Source organism: Nocardia sp. (assembly GCF_025465275.1).
In the GTDB taxonomy this organism is placed as follows: Bacteria; Actinomycetota; Actinomycetes; order Mycobacteriales; family Mycobacteriaceae; genus Nocardia.
In genome coordinates, this window is sequence record NZ_JAODNK010000148.1 from 1 (window position 1) to 17,018 (window position 17,018).

At 66.2% G+C, this 17,018-nt stretch carries 15 protein-coding genes and 1 pseudogene; 10 read left to right on the top strand and 6 right to left on the bottom strand.

Going from position 1 to position 17,018, the window contains the following annotated elements; all coding sequences use genetic code 11:
• From JWN03_RS31890 to JWN03_RS31900, 3 genes and pseudogenes are all read left to right on the top strand, one after another.
• Positions 1–584, top strand: a 584-nt coding sequence (locus tag JWN03_RS31890) for an HNH endonuclease signature motif containing protein (RefSeq protein WP_297622751.1), incomplete at its 5' end; no start/stop codon positions are given.
• A gap of 1,167 nt (positions 585–1,751) precedes the next feature.
• Positions 1,752–2,048 (top strand): annotated as a pseudogene (locus tag JWN03_RS31895) (hypothetical protein); the annotation flags it as partial.
• A 486-nt stretch (positions 2,049–2,534) separates the two neighbouring features.
• Complete coding sequence (locus JWN03_RS31900; protein WP_297622839.1) at positions 2,535–5,462, top strand: arabinosyltransferase domain-containing protein; 2,928 nt, start codon at positions 2,535–2,537, stop codon at positions 5,460–5,462.
• A gap of 85 nt (positions 5,463–5,547) precedes the next feature.
• On the opposite strand, the gene JWN03_RS31905 is transcribed toward JWN03_RS31900, so the two are convergent.
• From JWN03_RS31905 to JWN03_RS31915, 3 genes are all read right to left on the bottom strand, one after another.
• Entirely contained in the window at positions 5,548–6,705 is a 1,158-nt protein-coding gene (locus JWN03_RS31905; protein ID WP_441343096.1) for an alpha/beta hydrolase, read from the bottom strand.
• A 191-nt stretch (positions 6,706–6,896) separates the two neighbouring features.
• The gene (gene thrS, locus JWN03_RS31910; RefSeq protein WP_297622753.1) at positions 6,897–8,108 is read right to left on the bottom strand and encodes a threonine--tRNA ligase; all 1,212 of its coding nucleotides are present in this window, start codon (positions 8,106–8,108) and stop codon (positions 6,897–6,899) included.
• A 203-nt stretch (positions 8,109–8,311) separates the two neighbouring features.
• On the bottom strand, positions 8,312–8,737 hold the full coding sequence (locus JWN03_RS31915; protein WP_297622755.1) for a hypothetical protein: 426 nt from the start codon (positions 8,735–8,737) through the stop codon (positions 8,312–8,314).
• A 130-nt stretch (positions 8,738–8,867) separates the two neighbouring features.
• Here JWN03_RS31915 and JWN03_RS31920 point away from each other — a divergent pair, with 130 nt between their 5' ends.
• Positions 8,868–10,457 carry an HD domain-containing phosphohydrolase gene (locus tag JWN03_RS31920; protein ID WP_297622757.1) on the top strand — a complete coding sequence of 530 codons (1,590 nt, stop codon included), beginning with the start codon at positions 8,868–8,870 and terminating at the stop codon, positions 10,455–10,457.
• Positions 10,458–10,486: 29 nt separating this feature from the next.
• A complete protein-coding gene (locus JWN03_RS31925) occupies positions 10,487–10,882 on the top strand; it encodes a nuclear transport factor 2 family protein (protein WP_297622759.1) in 396 nt (131 codons plus the stop codon).
• Between the two features lie 73 nt (positions 10,883–10,955).
• On the opposite strand, the gene JWN03_RS31930 is transcribed toward JWN03_RS31925, so the two are convergent.
• The gene (locus JWN03_RS31930; RefSeq protein WP_297622761.1) at positions 10,956–11,498 is read right to left on the bottom strand and encodes a YaeQ family protein; all 543 of its coding nucleotides are present in this window, start codon (positions 11,496–11,498) and stop codon (positions 10,956–10,958) included.
• 96 nt (positions 11,499–11,594) lie between these two features.
• Between JWN03_RS31930 and JWN03_RS31935 the strand changes: the two genes are divergently transcribed.
• A complete protein-coding gene (locus JWN03_RS31935; protein WP_297622763.1) occupies positions 11,595–11,972 on the top strand; it encodes a hypothetical protein in 378 nt (125 codons plus the stop codon).
• A gap of 95 nt (positions 11,973–12,067) precedes the next feature.
• Here the strand turns inward: JWN03_RS31935 and JWN03_RS31940 are convergent, their stop codons facing one another.
• Both JWN03_RS31940 and JWN03_RS31945 read right to left on the bottom strand, forming a co-directional pair.
• Positions 12,068–12,334, bottom strand: a complete 267-nt coding sequence (locus JWN03_RS31940; protein WP_297622765.1) for a hypothetical protein — start codon at positions 12,332–12,334, stop codon at positions 12,068–12,070.
• Between the two features lie 119 nt (positions 12,335–12,453).
• Positions 12,454–13,293: an alpha/beta fold hydrolase gene (locus tag JWN03_RS31945; protein WP_297622767.1), complete on the bottom strand. Its 840-nt coding sequence runs from the start codon at positions 13,291–13,293 to the stop codon at positions 12,454–12,456.
• 130 nt (positions 13,294–13,423) lie between these two features.
• Here JWN03_RS31945 and JWN03_RS31950 point away from each other — a divergent pair, with 130 nt between their 5' ends.
• The 4 genes from JWN03_RS31950 to JWN03_RS31965 are packed head-to-tail and all read left to right on the top strand — an operon-like array spanning position 13,424 to position 17,017.
• On the top strand, positions 13,424–14,626 hold the full coding sequence (locus JWN03_RS31950; protein ID WP_297622769.1) for a PucR family transcriptional regulator: 1,203 nt from the start codon (positions 13,424–13,426) through the stop codon (positions 14,624–14,626).
• Positions 14,627–14,659: 33 nt separating this feature from the next.
• Positions 14,660–15,619, top strand: a complete 960-nt coding sequence (locus JWN03_RS31955) for an NAD(P)H-dependent flavin oxidoreductase (protein WP_297622771.1) — start codon at positions 14,660–14,662, stop codon at positions 15,617–15,619.
• Positions 15,620–15,656: 37 nt separating this feature from the next.
• Positions 15,657–16,757 (top strand): TerD family protein, encoded by a 1,101-nt coding sequence (locus JWN03_RS31960; RefSeq protein WP_297622774.1) that lies wholly within the window; start codon positions 15,657–15,659, stop codon positions 16,755–16,757.
• 53 nt (positions 16,758–16,810) lie between these two features.
• A complete protein-coding gene (locus JWN03_RS31965) occupies positions 16,811–17,017 on the top strand; it encodes a hypothetical protein (protein ID WP_297622776.1) in 207 nt (68 codons plus the stop codon).
• The last annotated feature ends 1 nt before the right edge of the window (position 17,018 follow it).

Here is a 17,018-nt window from a genome sequence, read left to right on the forward strand (position 1 = left end):
GCATCGAGGACGTCGAACGCGCCGCAGGAGTAGCCACTTTGGCGACCGGGGGCAGTGTCCCGGTCCAGGACGCAGTCAAGCTCGCGGCCCGCCGCTCCAAGACGTTCGTCCTGGTGAAAAACAAGAATGGCATGCCGTTGCACATCGGGGAAGCCCGGTTGGCGAACCCGGCACAACGGTTGGCGTTGACCGCCACCGAACACGGGTGCACCCGCCCCGGCTGCACCGCCCCCGCCAGCATGTGCGCGGTGCATCACGTGACCGAGTTCAGCAAGGGCGGCAAAACCGACATCGAAAACCTGACCTTGGCGTGCGATCACTGCCACGCCCTGGTCAACGACGGCCCCGGCGGGTGGACAACCATCAAACTCGGTCAGGATTCGGACTTCCCGGGCCGCACAGCGTGGATCGCCCCTGCCCTGATCGACCCGACCCGGACCCCACAGGTCAATCACCACCACCATCCAGGCGAAGTGGTGAGGATTGCCCCACCCTCCGTGCGCACCTTCTGTAATCCGGTTCGCCCGCAACCACTTCGGGGCCAGGTCGCCCACCGGACCGCGCCGCCACCGACGCAACAATAGGATTCCCCGCCCGGGTGCCACCGACAGGTTGATCCTGTCGGTGCTACAGGCCCTTGCCCGGCTGGGTTTTTCGGGTGTTGGTCTTTGGGTCCTTGTTCTTTTCGTTCTTCGTGTCCGGGCGTCTTTCGTCTTTCTCGGTTTGTCTTTTCGTGTTGAGTCTCTGAAACCGGACCACAACCAGTCGACCGAGCTGGTACCGCAGGTTCTTCCCGTACTGCGGGAGGTAAGCAGGGAGGTAAGCCGGGTACCCCTCCCGACGTCACCAGCACGGCCATCTCGAGCCCTGCTCGCACCCGGAAACCCAACACCCTCTTTCGACGCAAGAAACCCAGGTGCACCGGCTTCTCTCGGCCTCGACTCCCCCCGAAACGGGCACCACATACCCCTTCTCCTTGACCGCACAGCCCGTGTCCGTGCGGCACAGACCTGATAACCGTTGTGCCGCGCAGAGACCCGCTGTGCCGTCCCCGGTAGCCGACGGTTTCTATGCCGAAACGGTCGGTGCACCTGGGTTTCTTGCATCCCGAGCGGTTTTGCGCCCCCGGGTGCGAGCAAAGCTCGAGATGGCCGTCACTGGCACGTTGAGAGGGGTACCCGATTTACGGCTGTCGGGAGCAGAACTGGCGGTTCCAGCTGAGTCGACCGGCTGGGGTTCCGTTGTCGAGAACAGGAGACGAAAGAGGGAGAGCTGGAAATATGGTTCGAGTGGCCAGTTCTTGGAGCGAGCGATCAGTCGGTGGGCTGGGATTGGGATGTGGGCTATCGCTGGATCTTCGACGGCCGGGTGGGCTGCCCCGAGGGCGGAGATTGCCTCGTGACCGGGCGGGGGTGGGATCGGAGCTGGGTGAACGGGATTCGTGGCAGCGCTGGACGACCGATTAAACCCGTAGCCATGCGCTGTGTGGCCGCTTAGTATCTGCGCGAGATCGTTGAGCGCTGTTTGGGGGGTCTGCCGCCTCTTGCGAGGTTTCGACCTGCGGCGGGGTACGGACAGGGTGGTGTCGGCACGGGGGCGGCGGGCGCGGGGAGTGCTCGATTCCGATTATGTGACAGGGGGTTTCGCTGGTGCGGTGGTTAGCATCGTCGATTGTGCGTGCAGACTCTTCCGGATTCGTCCGAGTTCAGCTGGTCGCTCTCATTTCGGGGGTGCTCGGTATTTTGCTGGCGGTGCTTACACCGCTCCTTCCGGTCAGGCAGGATCGGGCGAGCTTGGATTGGCCTCAGGGGCAGTCGGTTCAGCTGACTGCGGCGTTGGTGGATTATGTGCCGCTGACGTTGGATGCGAGTGTGCCGTGTACGGCGCTGCGGGATTTGCCGAGTGGCACTGTGTTGTCGACGGTTCCGGGGCAGGGGCCCGGGGCGAGTTCGAAGGGGCTGCTGGCTCGGATCGAGGACAAGGCGGGTTCGGGGCGGACCCTGTCTGTGCTGCTGCGTGATATCCCGCTGTTGACCGCCTCGCTCACTGACATCACCGGTGTGGAAGCCGCATCCGGCGGCGCGACTCCACCGGCGGCCGGGACGGCTCCGGCACCGGGTGGGGCTCCGCCTAATGGAATCGGCTCCGGCGCACCGTCCGGCGCGACCCCGCCCTCCGGCGCTCCGCTGCCGCCCGCGGGCGCTCCCTATCCCCCGCCAGGCGGAACCCCGCCTCCGGGCGCCACCCCGCCGCCCGGGACGACCCCTCCGCCGGGCATGACTCCACCTCCCGGCACGGCCCCACCCGCAGGGGTAGCACCACCGGCGGGCGCAACCCCGCCAGCAGGCGCAACCCCACCTGCAGGCGCAACCCCGCCAGCAGGCGCGAACCCACCTGCAGGCGCGACACCACCGACAGGCGGCACTCCATCCGCAGGCGCCACACCGCCATCCGGCGGCACACCTCCCGGCACCAGTGGCGACTCCGGTGCGAATGCCGCCCTCGGGAATGGCGCTGCGCCCGTGGCGAATCCGGTGAATGCACCGGCTCCGCTCTGCTCGGCGCTCACGGTGCATTCGACCGCCACGGCCACCACTGCGGAGCTGACCGGCCTGAACCATAAGGACGGCACGGCTTTCCGCAATACGGTTACCAAGGATGTGCGGCCGCAGGTTGTCGGGATTTATACCGATCTCGATCGCGCCCGGCTCGGGGATGCGAAGCTGCATGCCGATATCGACTCCCGCTTCTCCTCCAGCCCGAGCCTGCTGAAGCTCGTGGCGATCGGCGGGGCGGTGCTGTGCACTCTCATCGCGCTGGTCTGCCTGCACCTCCTCGATACTGCCGACGGCCGCCGTAAGCGCCGGTTCCTTCCGGCTCGCTGGTGGCGCTTCAGCATTGCCGATGCTGTCGTCATGGGCACCCTGCTGGTGTGGCATGTGATCGGCGCCAATACTTCCGATGACGGCTACATCCTCACCATGGCCCGAGTGTCCAAACATGCGGGCTATACAGCCAATTACTACCGCTGGTTCGGGGTCGCGGAGGCCCCGTTCGGCTGGCCCTACGAGGTGCTGGCGCAGATGACGCGGATCAGCGACGCGAGTCTCTGGATGCGACTACCGTCGTTGCTGGCGGGGCTGTTGTGCTGGTTGGTGATCAGGCGGGAAGTGCTGCCACGCTTGGGTTCCCGTGTCCGCGCGAATTCCGTGGCGGTGTGGACGGCCGGACTGGTGTTCCTGGCCGTGTGGCTGCCGTACAACAACGGCCTGCGCCCCGAACCGCTGATCGCGCTGGGAGCGCTGCTGACCTGGTGCTCGATGGAACGCGCGATTGCCACCCGGCGACTGCTCCCCGCCGCCGTCGCGGTGCTCATCGCGGCATTCTCACTGGCAGCCGGCCCGAGCGGACTGATCTGCCTGGCCGCTCTGCTCGCCGGATCACGATCGATACTGCAAGCATTCATCACCCGCGCCCGCGCTGACTCCGACTCCTCGACGCGAATGCTCCTGCGCTACAGCGCTTTACTGGCACCGGTGCTGGCCGCGGGCACACTCGTCCTGGTTATGGTCTTCGCGGATCAGACCCTGGCCTCCGTACTGGAAGCCACCCGTGTGCGCCAGCTCGTGGGCCCCAACTTCTCCTGGATCGATGAACCCACCCGCTGGGAGTCACTGCTCTCGCTGACTCCCGACGGCTCGCTGTCGCGGCGCTTCGGCATTCTCGGCATGCTGCTCTGCCTGGCCGTGTGCGTGCTGGTGGCCCGAGGCAAGGGCGGGCGGATCCCGAGCACCGCACGCGGTCCGGTGGCGCGGGTCCTCGTCATCGTGTTCATGTCACTGCTGCTGATGATGTTCACCCCCACCAAGTGGACCCACCATTTCGGTGTGTACGCGGGACTGGCTGCCGCGCTGGCCGCGATAACAACAGTCGCAGTGAGCAGCAACGTAATTCGTGCCCGCTACACCCGCTCACTATTCGCCGCAGCCGTGCTGTTCCTACTTGCTGTCACTTTCACCGGTTCGAACGGCTGGTGGTACGTCTCCGGCTACGGGGTGTCCTGGCCCGATCGCGCACCCCTGCTGGACGGTATGGGAGTCGCCACGCTCTTCCTCTGCCTGGCGGTACTGTGCGTCGCAGTGGCGGGTTGGCAGTACTACCGTGAGCCGTACGCACCGGCTACCACGACCTCCAGCGGTGCAACACATTTCAGTCGTCTCACCTTCCGCCCGCTGACCGTCGCCGCCGCCGCGCTGGTGCTGTTCGAGGTGGCCTCGATGGCCCACGCCGCCTACGACCAGTACCCCGGCTATTCGGTCGCGCTGTCGAATCTCCACACCCTGACGGGCCGCTCCTGCGCGATGGCCGATGACGTTCTGGTGGAGACGAATACCGCAGACTCGCTACTGCATCCCTACACCGGCACGACCGCCGACAGCCTCGCCGCCGACAATGCCGGATTCACTGCCAACGGGCTGGGCGATCTCATCCCGGACGCGGGCGGTCCCGGCGGACCGCCCAGCGGCAGCGGCGGACCAGGCGGCAATAAGCCGGGTCCCCCGCCCGGCGGCGGTCCAGGTGGCCCCGGCGGTCCAGGTGGCCCCGGCGGCAATGCCCAGAAGGTGACCGGAATCAATGGCAGCACAACAGAATTACCATTCGGTCTGGACCCGGCACGCACACCCGTCCTGGGCAGTTACACCACCGGCGACAAGCAACCGGCCCACCTGACCACCCAGTGGTACCAGCTGGATCTGGCAACCGTACAAAAGGACTCCGCCTACCGCGTGCTGGTGCTGACCGCGGCCGGTCAGATCACCTCGGTCGACGACAGCGGCCGAGCGGTCGACGGCCAGCAGCTGACAGTGGAGTTCGCGCACCGCGCCGACGACGGCACCGTGAAGCCCTTAGGCAAGCTGGTGCCGCCGAGTATCGGCGGCGCCCCGATGTGGCGGAACCTGCCGATCGCACTGGACCGAATTCCCGCGCAGACCAATGCGATTCGCCTAATGGCCAAGGCCGACGACCCCACCGGGAAGCAGTGGCTGGCTGTCACCCCGCCCCGGCTCCCTCGCCTGGCCACGCTGAACTCCGTGGTGGGCAGTGCCGATCCGGTACTGGCGGATTTCCATGTGGGCCTGGCATTCCCGTGCCAGCACCCCTTCGATCACAAGGACGGCGTGGCGGAGGTGCCCGGCTGGCGCATTCTGCCCGACAAGCTCAATTCACAGGTCTCGGAGACCTGGCAGGGCGATACCGGCGGCGGCCCACTCGGCTGGATCGACCTGCTGTTGCAGCCCCGCACCGTCCCGGCCTATCTCGACCACAACTGGACTCGCGACTGGGGCGAACTGCAGCGCTATCAATTCGTCTCGAATGCCAGGGCGCCCCAGGCCGATATCACGGTGCGGGTCGAAAACCGCTGGGGCTGGACGAATGACGCACCCATCAAGACCAACTAGCTCTCTGACCTACTAGCTCGCCGACATGAAACAGATCCGCCGCTGCCCGACTACCGGACAGCGGCGGATATCTGTGCAGGACTGACTACTTCGCGGGCGGAGCGCCACCAGCCGGCGGCTGGCCGCCACCCGGAGGCCCATCGGCCGGGGCCGCCGGTTGCGCACCGGGGGGCAGCGGCTTCCCGATGTGCTGCGCGATATCGGGCAGTAGGCGGTTGGCCACCTGCTCCCAGTTACCCCAGTTGTGCACGCCGATGCTCGGGAAGTCGTACGTCACATTGTCGTAGCCCAGCCCTTCCAGCCGCGACTGGAATGCCTTGGTATTGGCCAGCGCAATCCCTTCCAACGGCATGCCCTGGATGACCGCATCCGCCGAGGACAGGTCCTGCTGCGCCGGAATCGCACTACCGGAGGCGATGTAGAGCCGGGTGTTATTGGCGACCAGCAGCGGTGCGAACGACACCGCGTCCAGTCGATCCCACGCCGGGCTACCCGCCGCCGCCATGGCGTCGATGTTGTAGCCACCGGCGGCGATCATCGCCAGGCGCAGCGCCTCGCGCATACCCGGCGCCGACGAGTGCAGGTAGCCGGAAAGCGAACCGGCATAGACGAACTGGTCAGCGTGGTAGGCAGCCAGTACTACCGCAGCACTACCACCGCTGGACAGCCCGAACACACCATTGCGGCTGTCGCTGAAGCCCAGCCGATCCCGCAGCGCATGACGCAGATCCTGCGTGAGGAACGTTTCCCACTTGTAGGTATTCGTCTTACCCTGCGTCTCGTCCCAGCCGCCCACGGCCGATCCGGAGTCCCGGCCCGGCAGCGCCGACGCATCGGGATTGACGCCGAAGAAGCTGCTCGGCTCGTTCCAGTCGGCATAAAAGCTGGATTCGCCGCCGACCGGCAGCACCACATTGATATTGAATTTGGCCAGTGCCGCCGGAATGCTGGTGTGCAGCTCCCAGCCGTTCAGATCGTTGTCTGCCCGCTCACCGTCCAGCAGGTAAACCACGCGGTCGGTATTGCCATCGGCCGCACGGAAGATGCGGGATTTGATCGTCCCCATACCGGAGTCGACCATGAAGTCGAATCCGGACGGGTCGTACTCCGCCGATGCCGGACCAGCCACTGCCACCGACGCCCCGAACGGCAGCAATACAGCCACAACGGCACCCGCCACAGTGCGTTCGAGCCACCCACCCCGGGATCTGTGGCGGCGCTCCTGCGCCCCTCGCACAGCCATGCCTCGCATATTCTGTTTCGGCCTTTCTTGTAATGCAGCCGAACCGGCCGCGTCCCCACGATGCTCCACCGCCGCCCCGGGATGCCGGGGCCAGCGGTTTCGCCGTGCAGCATAACGCGCGCAACAGGGACCGGTCCCCTCGAATTGAGATGCGACGCAGCTAGTTCGACTCGCCACCACACCGACCCGTGTCAGGCCGACCACAGGTCAATGCTGTGGTCTTTCACCAACGCGCCGATGTGCGAGACCACCACATCGGCAGGTTGAGCGGCGAACCGGCGCCCGTCCCGCAGCCGCACCGCGACCTCCCCGCTCACCGCTTCGATCGGCCCGATGACTGCTTGATACGGCACCAGGCGCGCAGTGCGCACCCGTGCACCGAGACTTCCGGCATCGAGCAGCTGTGCACGCAGTCCGGCCGCGATGCAGCGCTCCAGAAACTCGACGGCAGCCGAACTCTCGCTCTCGGAGACCGGCAACACCGCCACCTGGACCGGGGCCAGCCAGGCCGGGAACGCGCCGCCATGCTGCTCTATCAAATGGGCCACGGCCCGCTCGACACTCCCGATGATGCTGCGGTGCACCATGACCGGCCGATGCTTGCCGCCGTCCGCGCCGACATAGTGCAGGTCGAACTGCGCGGGCTGATGGAAATCCACCTGCACGGTGGACAGGGTCGACTCCCGCCCGGCGCCGTCACGCACCTGCACATCGATTTTGGGGCCGTAGAACGCCGCTTCCCCCTCCACCGCCTCGTACTCCAGCCCGGACCCGTCGAGCACGGCGACGAGCAGCTCGCTCGCCTGCTCCCACATATCCTGTCCCACAACATATTTCCCCTCCGGCCCCGGCAGCGAAAGCCGGTACCGCGCCGCACTGATGCCCATCGCGCGATACGCCGAGCGGATCAGCTCCAGCGCGGCGGCAGCCTCCTCCGCCACCTGATCCAGGGTGCAGAAGATATGCGCGTCATTGAGTTGAATAGCGCGCACCCGGGTCAAACCGCCCAGCGCGCCGGACATTTCGGAGCGATACATGCCGCCCAGCTCCGCAATCCGCAGCGGCAGTTCACGATAGCTGTGCGACCGCGATCGATAGATCAGCGCATGATGCGGACACAGGCCCGGCCGCAGCACCAACTGCTCCCCGCCGACCTCCATGGGCGGATACATATCGTCGCTGTAATGCTCCCAGTGCCCGGATATTTCGTACAGTACCCGCTTGCCGAGCACCGGCGAATACACATGCCGGTACCCGGCCCGCCGTTCCGCATCGCGGATGTACTCCTCCAGGGTGTGCCGCACGATCGCCCCATCGGGCAGCCAATACGGCAGTCCCGCCCCGATGAGCGGATCGGTGTCGAACAGGTCCAGTTCGCGGCCGAGTTTGCGGTGGTCGTGCACGGTCTCCTCCTGAAAGGTGAAGGCGAGTGACCATACGAGAAAGCCCCGGGCACTCGCCCGGGGCTCGATGTCAGAACATGAATCAGCGCGCCAGGACGTAGTCCGGCGTCGTAGTCGACTGTGCGCGCTGCATGCTCAGCACGGTACCTCGCCCGCCCGGCGCCGAACAACCGCAATACTTTTCGGCGCCCGGCGGGGCAGCGCTATGGCACGTAGAACGTGGCCAACCCCGGCGTGGTGGTACCGCCGCTCGCAGTGTTGAGAATGAGCGCGACCTGGCCGACGCCCGTCTGCAGCGTCGCCGCCGCCGGAATGCCGTTCAACCCATCGGAGAGAACCGCGCCTCCCGTCGCACCGTTCGAAAGGTTGATCCAACTCAGCGATGACGAGATCGAGCATCCCCAGCCACCGGGCATCGAACCGGTAATGACAACAACGCCCGGTTGTGTGCCGACCACGGCGGCGCAGCGGCCGGGGAAGGCATCGAAACTGCCGTTCGGATTCCCGAAAGGCGCCGGGTTGATCTGGAACGGAATCGCGACCGGATCCGCCGCAGCGGTACCGATAGCCGCCAATCCGGATACGGCAAACACCGTCGCACACGTGGCGAACGTACGAGCAAACCTCATGAAATGCATCTCCCTGCATGGTCGTATGAAGCTGTTCTCGGAAACCGGACGTCATCCCTATCGGAAACAGCAACAAGTCCGCTACCGAACCTTGCCATGTCTCCCGCACACCGGCGATATGCTCACCGTGATGGCGGAGCATGTTTCCTCCGGACCGCGACTCGCGGAACTTGTCGCGTCCCTGTCGCTGGCGACCGATCTCGGGCTGGGCCAGCCGGAAGAGCACGTGCTGCGCCAGACCGTGATCGCCACCCGGTTGGCCGCCGCCGCGGGGCTCTCCGAGGAGGATCAGGCCGCCGCGTTCTATGTCTCGCTGCTCGCCTGGGTGGGCTGCATCGCCGATTCCCATGAAATGGCCGAATGGTTCGGTGACGATCGCCAGGTTCGGGCGGACAGCTACCTGGTGGACAAGGCGGGGCTGCCCATGATGAGCTTCCTGCTCCGCCATCTCGGTCCCGACCTGTCTCTGATGCGGAGAATGACCATCGCGGGCCGCTTCCTGGCCGGAGGCTTCCGGGATGCGGCGAATTCCTTCGTCACCCATTGCCAGACCACAGCCGATATTGCCGACCGGCTCCAATTGCACGACTCGGTACGGATCGCCCTGCCTCAGGCCTTCGAGCGCTGGGACGGCAGAGGTGTACCGGGCAGCTTGTCCGGCCCGCAGATCGCGCCGGTAATGCGAGTGGTCCAGATAGCGGACGATGCGGAGGTCTTCTGCCGGCTCGGCGGGCCTGTGGCCGCTATCCAGATGCTGCGAGACCGTAGCGGCTCCGAATTCGACCCGGCACTGGTCGAGCTCTGCGCACAGCGCGACGACATCCTCGGCGGCATGGACACCGTCGACGCTTGGCGTGTCGTCATCGATGGCTGCGCGCCATTGGACCGGCCGATACCGGACCCCGAGCTGACTGCGGTCCTGGAAACCTTCGCCGACTACGCCGATCTGAAAGCCCCTTGTTTCCAGGGACATTCACGCGCCACCGCCGCACTCGCCGGCGCTGCCGCCCGGCACTGCGGCATGTCGCCGGCCGAGGTGACCGACATCGCGCGAGCGGCCCTGGTGTGCAGGCTGGGCGTTATCGGCGTTTCCACCGGCATCTGGAACAAGGCCGGTAAGTTGTCGGCCACGGAGTGGGAACGCGTGCGGATGGTCCCCTACCTGACCGAGCGGGTACTTTCCCGGAGCCCTCCACTTCGACAACTCGGTACGATCGCCGGGATGTGCCACGAGCGCATGGACGGATCCGGCTATCCGCGCGGATTATCCGGCGCCGCAATACCATTCGCGGCGCGGGTGCTAGCGGTCGCCCAGACCTATCAGGCGGTGCGCGAGGACCGCCCGCATCGGGGCGCGCTGACGCCGGACGCGGGTACCGCGCTGCTGAACAACGAGGTCTCCGCCGGTCGACTCGACGCCGACGCGGTGCGTGGAGTGCTCATCGCGGCCGGTCGGCCGATGCCCCGCCGCACCACACAGGTCGCCGGACTCACTGCCCGCGAGGTGGAGGTCCTGTGCCTGATGGTCCGGGCCCGCTCCAACAAGGTGATCGCACAACAGCTTTCGATCACCCCGCGCACCGTCGGCAGTCATATCGAACACATCTACACCAAAATCGGCGTCACGACCCGGGGCGCCGCAGCCATGTTCGCCATGCGCCACGGACTGATCACCACCGAGACGGACACTGCCGAAAGATCGGGTAATCACCCGATGTAGCCGTGGCCCCGCGCTCGTAGAAAGAGCGTATGACTACAACACACCCCACCACCGAGACCGGCTGGCCCGTCTCTGGACTCTTCCTCGAAGCACTCGCCAACCGCGACTTCAGCGCACTATCCGCCTGTCTCGCCCCGGATGTCCGCTTCCGCGGCCTGATACCGCCCGGGCCCTTCGACGCTGAGGGCGCCGAGGCGACGGAGGCCCGCTTCCGCCAGTGGTTCGGCGGCGGCGACACCTTCGAAGTCCTCGATGCCACCGCCGGCCGACTCGGCTCAAAACTCTACCTGCGCTGGCGAATTCGCATGTGTGATGCCGATGGCGCGGCACGGGTGGCCGAACAGCACGTCTTCGCCACCGCCACCGACCGCATCAAATCCCTCGACCTCCTGTGCTCCGGCTGGAACCCCGAGTCGATGCCGTGACAGTGGGTTGCTTCCATTTCGAACTGTTTCGCGGCCGGTGGCGGCAACGCCGCCGGCCGCACCGGCCCGCGGTTTACCGGAGTGAGTGTCGCTCGATCTGCGTCTGTACCGCGGTGCCGTTGATGTCCAGGTAGAGCAGGCGCTCGGTGATCGACAGGGTGACGTTGTTGCGGCGCTGGATGGCCGGAACCGCGGACTCGATGAAGCCGGGGTCGAAGCTGTAGAGCGGAATCTGCGCCCCGTTGTGGATCCGCTTGGCAGGGAGCTGCGAGAGGACCTTGGCCGGATCGTGGTGGGTGTAGATGGCGACGCGACCGGCCAGCTTGCTGCCGCGATGCACGCGGTCCACATCGGGCGCCCCGACCTCGATCCAGGCGGTCACGCTCGTGGTGAGATCCCGCACCACTACCGCGGGTTCCTTGGTCGCGGAAATGCCGCCTTCGCTGAAGGCAATTCCCTCCTCGTATTCGAGGCAGTAGGCCAGCACCCGAGTCAGCATGTATTCGGCGGTCTCGGACGGGTGGCGCGCGACCCGCAAATCCAAATCCACGTAGACGCCGCGATCGACGTCGGCCAGTTGGACGGCGAAGGTGTGCAATGTTGCGCTTAGGGCCATGGAAACAGGAGCCTAGTTGACCACGCCGAGCGCGCCGACACGCGCACTCAAAGGAGTTGCGGGCTAGCTGTTCCCGCAGGTGGCAACCTTTCGGCTGTGACCGAATCGCTGACGATGGCTGCGATCGAGAATATTTCGCAGACGGTGAACTCCTATGCGGCCGCAGCCGCGGGAGTGCCGCTACCGCACGTGACATGGATGTGGGATTGCTGCGGCCGGTTCGCCTCGCATGCGGCCGGGTCCGCCGAATTCTGCGGAACAATTCATCCCGATATGCCGGAAATCGAGGCGAAGGCGCAACTGATGAAGTGGGCCATCGCCTTGAATATGGTGGATGCCACGACAGCACGTGAGGCCGCCGACGGCCGGCGCGCATTCACGGGCGAGATCGGAGATTCCCGCATCCGACTAACGGCCGTAGTCGAATCCTCCTGCCCCTCAACCGAAACCCAGCCCCTGATGATCATCTCCTGACCTACCCGCACCAGCGGGTCCAGTTGAAACAGAGCCCCGTAGTCGGCATGCAGCACATGCCATCGACGGGGCTCGATCGTCTCTCCGGACAATCGTTATTTCTGCATGGTGTGCACCGAACCGTCGGTGCGGGCGTGCTGGTGCTCGATCAAAATGACTGCGGCGCCCGCCAATAGACACAGTGCGCTGATCAGCGACCAGGTGATCGTCCAGCCGTCGAAGCCGTCGGTGGCCGCGGTCAGGCTCGATCCGAGAATGATGATGCCGCACAGCAGAAGTGCGAGGCCGGAACAGTTGACAGAATCCAGAAGGGACTCTCCGGTACGGGTGGTGGTCTCCGGAAAGTGGGCTTGGTGACTCATCGAGGGGATCTCCTTCGGATAGCCGTGCTCCCCAACCCCTCTGGGGTGCCCGACCCGCGGCCGGACCAAACCGGCATCCGCGCGCCGCGATTCAGCGAGTCGTCACCACCACCCGCCGGCTAGCCGCGAGTAATCCAGGCGATGAGATCGGATTCGACCTCGTCCCGATTGATCTCATTGAGAATCTCGTGCCGGGCTCCGGCGTAGACACGGTAGGTGAGATCGGTCAGTCCGGCCTGGCGGTAGCGCTCGACCAGCCGATCGCTCAGGCGCAGACCATCATTGAGCGGATCGCGGTCACCGACCATGACGTAGAGCGGCAGATCGCTGGGCACAGTGATGGGTTTCGACAGGCGCTCGGACGCCACCGCCGCCAGCAGTGACATGTTCGTCGCATCGATGTTGAATCCGCACCACGGATGGGAGATATAGGCATCTACCTGGGATTCGTCACGGCTCAGCCAATCCGCGGGTGTTCGGGTCGGCTGGAATCCCGCATTGAAGAGCCCTAGCAGATCGCCATCGGCCGCGGCGATATTCACGAAGAGCTCGTCCACCGCTGTGGTGCCGCACAGTACGACATCGTCGACCAGCGCGGAGTGGTCGAGGATGTACTGCTGGACCGCGAAGGAACCGAGACTGTGGCCGAAGAGCACCAGCGGCACCGCGGGGTGCTTCTCGCGCAGCAGACCGGTGAGGGTGACCAAGTCCTCGACCAGCAGGTTCCAGCCGTTCACACCCAGCTCCCCCGGCGCGCCGGCCATGCTGTGCCCGTGGCCGCGATGATCGTCCGCGTAGACCGCATAGCCCAGGGCCGCAAGACGTTCGGCGAGATGGCCGTAGCGGGCGGCGTACTCCCCCATACCGTGCGCGATCTGGACCATGCCGACCGGTGCGGCGTCCGGTAGCCATTCCCGCACGTGGATGCCGATGCCGTCGCTACTGGTGAAGGTGAACACTGCCTGCTCCTGTGAGTCCGTGTGCGGACGATCGTCGCACCGAGCCGGACCCGAACCCATGGCTGCGCGGACAAGAACGCCGGTAGCCGATTGTCCTCAGCAACAATGACACCCGCAGTACGCTGGGACGATGCATCGCACCAAGCCATCCGAGGCAGTGCTCGAGCTTGCCGCCGCGCTGCTCGACCGCATCGACGATCTCGGGCTGGCGCTGGCGCATCGCTTCCAGCAGGAGCTGGAGTCCTACCGCAATGAGGCGCAGGTGCCGTTCGCATCGATCCGCACCTCGTGCACCCAGAACCTGACCCTGATGATCGAGCACTTCACCTCCACCTCGCCGGTGGATCCGGAACCGCCGAAGGAGACCGGTCGCCTGCGCGCGCAGCAGGGCGTGCCGCTGGCCGAGACCCTGCACGCCTTCCGGCTCGGATTCGAATTCCTCTGGTCCGAACTGGTTTCCGAGGCCCGCCGCCACCCGGGCGTGAGCGATGCGGTGCTGGTCTCGCTGGCCGCCGAGGTCTGGGCGCTCTCGGGCGAGTACTCGGTAGCGGTGGCCACGTCCTACCGGGAGAAGTCCTCGGAGCTACTGCTGCAACGCGAGCACGAGCGATCGGTGCTGGTCGAGGCGCTGTTCACCGGCGTGATCGCCGATCCGACCACACTGGGCGAAGCGACCCGCATTCTCGGCCTGCCGGTCAGCGGCCGCTTTCTCGTCGCCGCCGCAGACGTCCCCGCGCCCGGCCGAGAAGTCTTGCCCGGCATCGAATCCGCCCTGCGCGCGCACCGGATCACCTCGGCCTGGCGGCTGCTGCCCGATCAGCAGATCGGGGTGCTGGCCGTGCCCGCCGACAGTGAGGACGCGGTCCTGAAAACTCTGCGCAAATATCGCACCCGCGTCGGTATCAGCCCGCCGTACGAATCCCTGCCGGAGACCCCGCAGGCCCTGCACTTCGCCCGCCTCGCCCTGACCGGCCTGCGCGGACGCACCGGCGTCGCCCGTTTCGACGACAATCCCCTGGCCATGCTGATCGCCGCTGCTCCGGTCGAGGCCGAGCGCATGGTGCGTGTCCAGCTCGGCCCCCTGTTGCGGTTGCCGTTCGAGGAGCGACGCCGGCTGCTCGAAACCCTCGAAAACTGGTATGCCGCAGGCGGATCCGCCGCCGCGACAGCGGGCCGAATGTACCTGCACGCCAATACTGTTCGTTACCGCCTGCGGCGCGTCGAAGAACTCACCCGGCGCTCCCTGACCGATCCCGCGACCGTCACCGAATTCGGTACTGCCCTGCAGGCACTCGCCGTACTGGAAATCGCAAACATGCCGCTAATTCCTTGACCCAGCCGAAATCCTGTGCAGACACTGGGGGCTATGTCGTTCACGACGAGGTTCACCGAGATCTTCGGAATCGAGAGTCCGATCGCGCTCGCGCCCATGGGCGGTGCGGCCGGTGGCGCACTGGCCGCGGCGGTATCCAATGGCGGCGGGCTGGGCATGGTCGGTGGCGGGCGCGGCGACCACGACTGGCTCGAACAGGACCTGCGGCTCGTCGCGGAGTCGACCGATAAGCCTTGGGGCATCGGGTTTCTCGCATGGTCGGTGGATATCAGCACCATCGAAAGAGTCCTGGAGCACCGCCCCGCCGCGGTGATGTTCTCCTTCGGCGACCCGGCCCCCTTCGTACAGCGGGTACGCAGAGCGGGGATCCCGGTGCTGGTCCAGGTCACCGACCTCGACGAGGCGAAACACGCACTCGATCTCGGCGTCGACCTGCTGATCGCGCAGGGCGGCGAAGCCGGCGGCCACGGCCGGGTGGGATGGTCCACGATGTCGTTCGTGCCGACCGTCGTCGACCTCGCCGAGCACATCCCGGTACTGGCCGCGGGCGGCATCGCCGACGGTCGCGGAGTCGCGGCCGCCCTGGTTCTCGGAGCGGCGGGCGCGCTCATCGGTACCCGATTCCAGGCCAGTCTCGAGGCGCGGGTCCCCGCCGAGGTCGTCAAGGCGCTGATCGATGCCGGCGGCGGCGACACCGAGCGCAGCCGGATCACCGATATCCTGCGCGGCGCGGACTGGCCGCCGCAATACTCGGCCCGAACCGTGCGCACCGAGGATGTCGACCGCTGGCGTGGCCGGGAGGACGAATTGGTGCACGATCTCGACGCCCAGCGCGCCTATCGCACTGCCGCCCAGCAAGGAAACGGCCTGGTCGCGCCCGTATGGGCAGGTCAGTCCGTGGATCTCATCACCGATGCGCCGTCGGCCGCCGAACTGGTCGAACGACTCGCAGTCGAGGCCGAACACGCGCTGACTCGCGTTACCACCGGATGACGGCGGACTCGGCCCAAATCACCGTAGAGTGGCAGGTGTGGCGGCCGCACTCTTGACCCAGGGCCAGGCCGGCGAGCTCGGTCTCGCCGAACTCGTCGTTACCGTATTCCACAGTGCCCGCGTAGATTTGGCGGCACTGCTACTGACCACTCGGGGGCGGGTGCGCAATGACGAAGACCTCGTCTTCTACAACCAGCCCACCGGGCCGGGGGTGCGGCTGATTCCGGGACAGACCTCGCTCGCGATCAATCTGCGCGAGATCCCGGCCGATATCGGCTTCATCCGCATCGTGCTGGCGCTCGATGACCGCAATGCGCACTTCAACGATTACCCGCCGCCGCATCTCACCATTGCGGACGCGCAGGCGAATCCGTTGTACGAGTACGTAATCGATGGACTCGGCCCGGAATCGACCGTCGTGGCACTGGATCTCGATCGGGCTGGCAACGGCTGGCAGACGCGGGCTGTCGGAACCGGTTATGCCAGTGGGTTCGCCGCGCTGGTCGCCGCGCACGCCGTCTCGATCGGCAACTCCTCCCAGACTGCCCAATCCACCGAGCCTGCCTGGTCCGCGGTATTGCAACCCGGCCAGGATGTCGCGCTGCGGACGCACGGCGGCAAGGAATTGGCGAATGTGAAGATGGCGCTCGGCTGGGATCCGGTCCATGTACAGAGCCGCTGGGGAAGCCGCCCGGCGGAGATCGACCTCGATGCGTCGGCGCTGGTGTTCGCCGGGAGCGATCTCGTCGATGCCGCCTTCTACGGCCAGCTGTCCACCCGCGACGGCGCCATTCGGCACTCCGGTGACAATCTCACCGGCGAGGGCAAGGGTGACAACGAGATCATCACCGTCGACCTCACGCGGCTGCCGATGCGCGCGACCGCGATCGTCTTTGTCATCACCTCCTACGCCGGGCACACCTTCGAACGTGTCCGCAATGCCTACTGGCGGCTCATCGACGGCAGCAGCAGTGCCGAGCTCACCCGGGCCAATCTCAGCGCGGGCGGGCCGCACACCGGCATGGTGGTGGCCAAGGTGCATCGGCAGGACGGCGTCTGGAAGATCCAATCCCTGGGCCAGCCGATCCAGGCCGGTCACCCCATCGAAGCCGTCACCCAGGTCATCCCCTACCTCTGATCAGGGCAGAATCTTTACGGGCCCCGGCCCATACCGGCCTATATCGTGGTTTGGTGATCTCATTCCCTACCGAAGCGATCGCAGTACTCGGGGCCGATGGTGTCCCGGCGTACAGCACCACCGAGGTGTGGGTCGGCTCGGCGATCGTGCTGTTGCTCGTGCTGACGGTGGTGATCGCACTGCTGCGCTCGGGCCTGCACCGCGGCGTCGGCCCGAGCCGTCGCTCGCAATTGCGCCGCTCCCGCCGCCCACAGGCGTGAG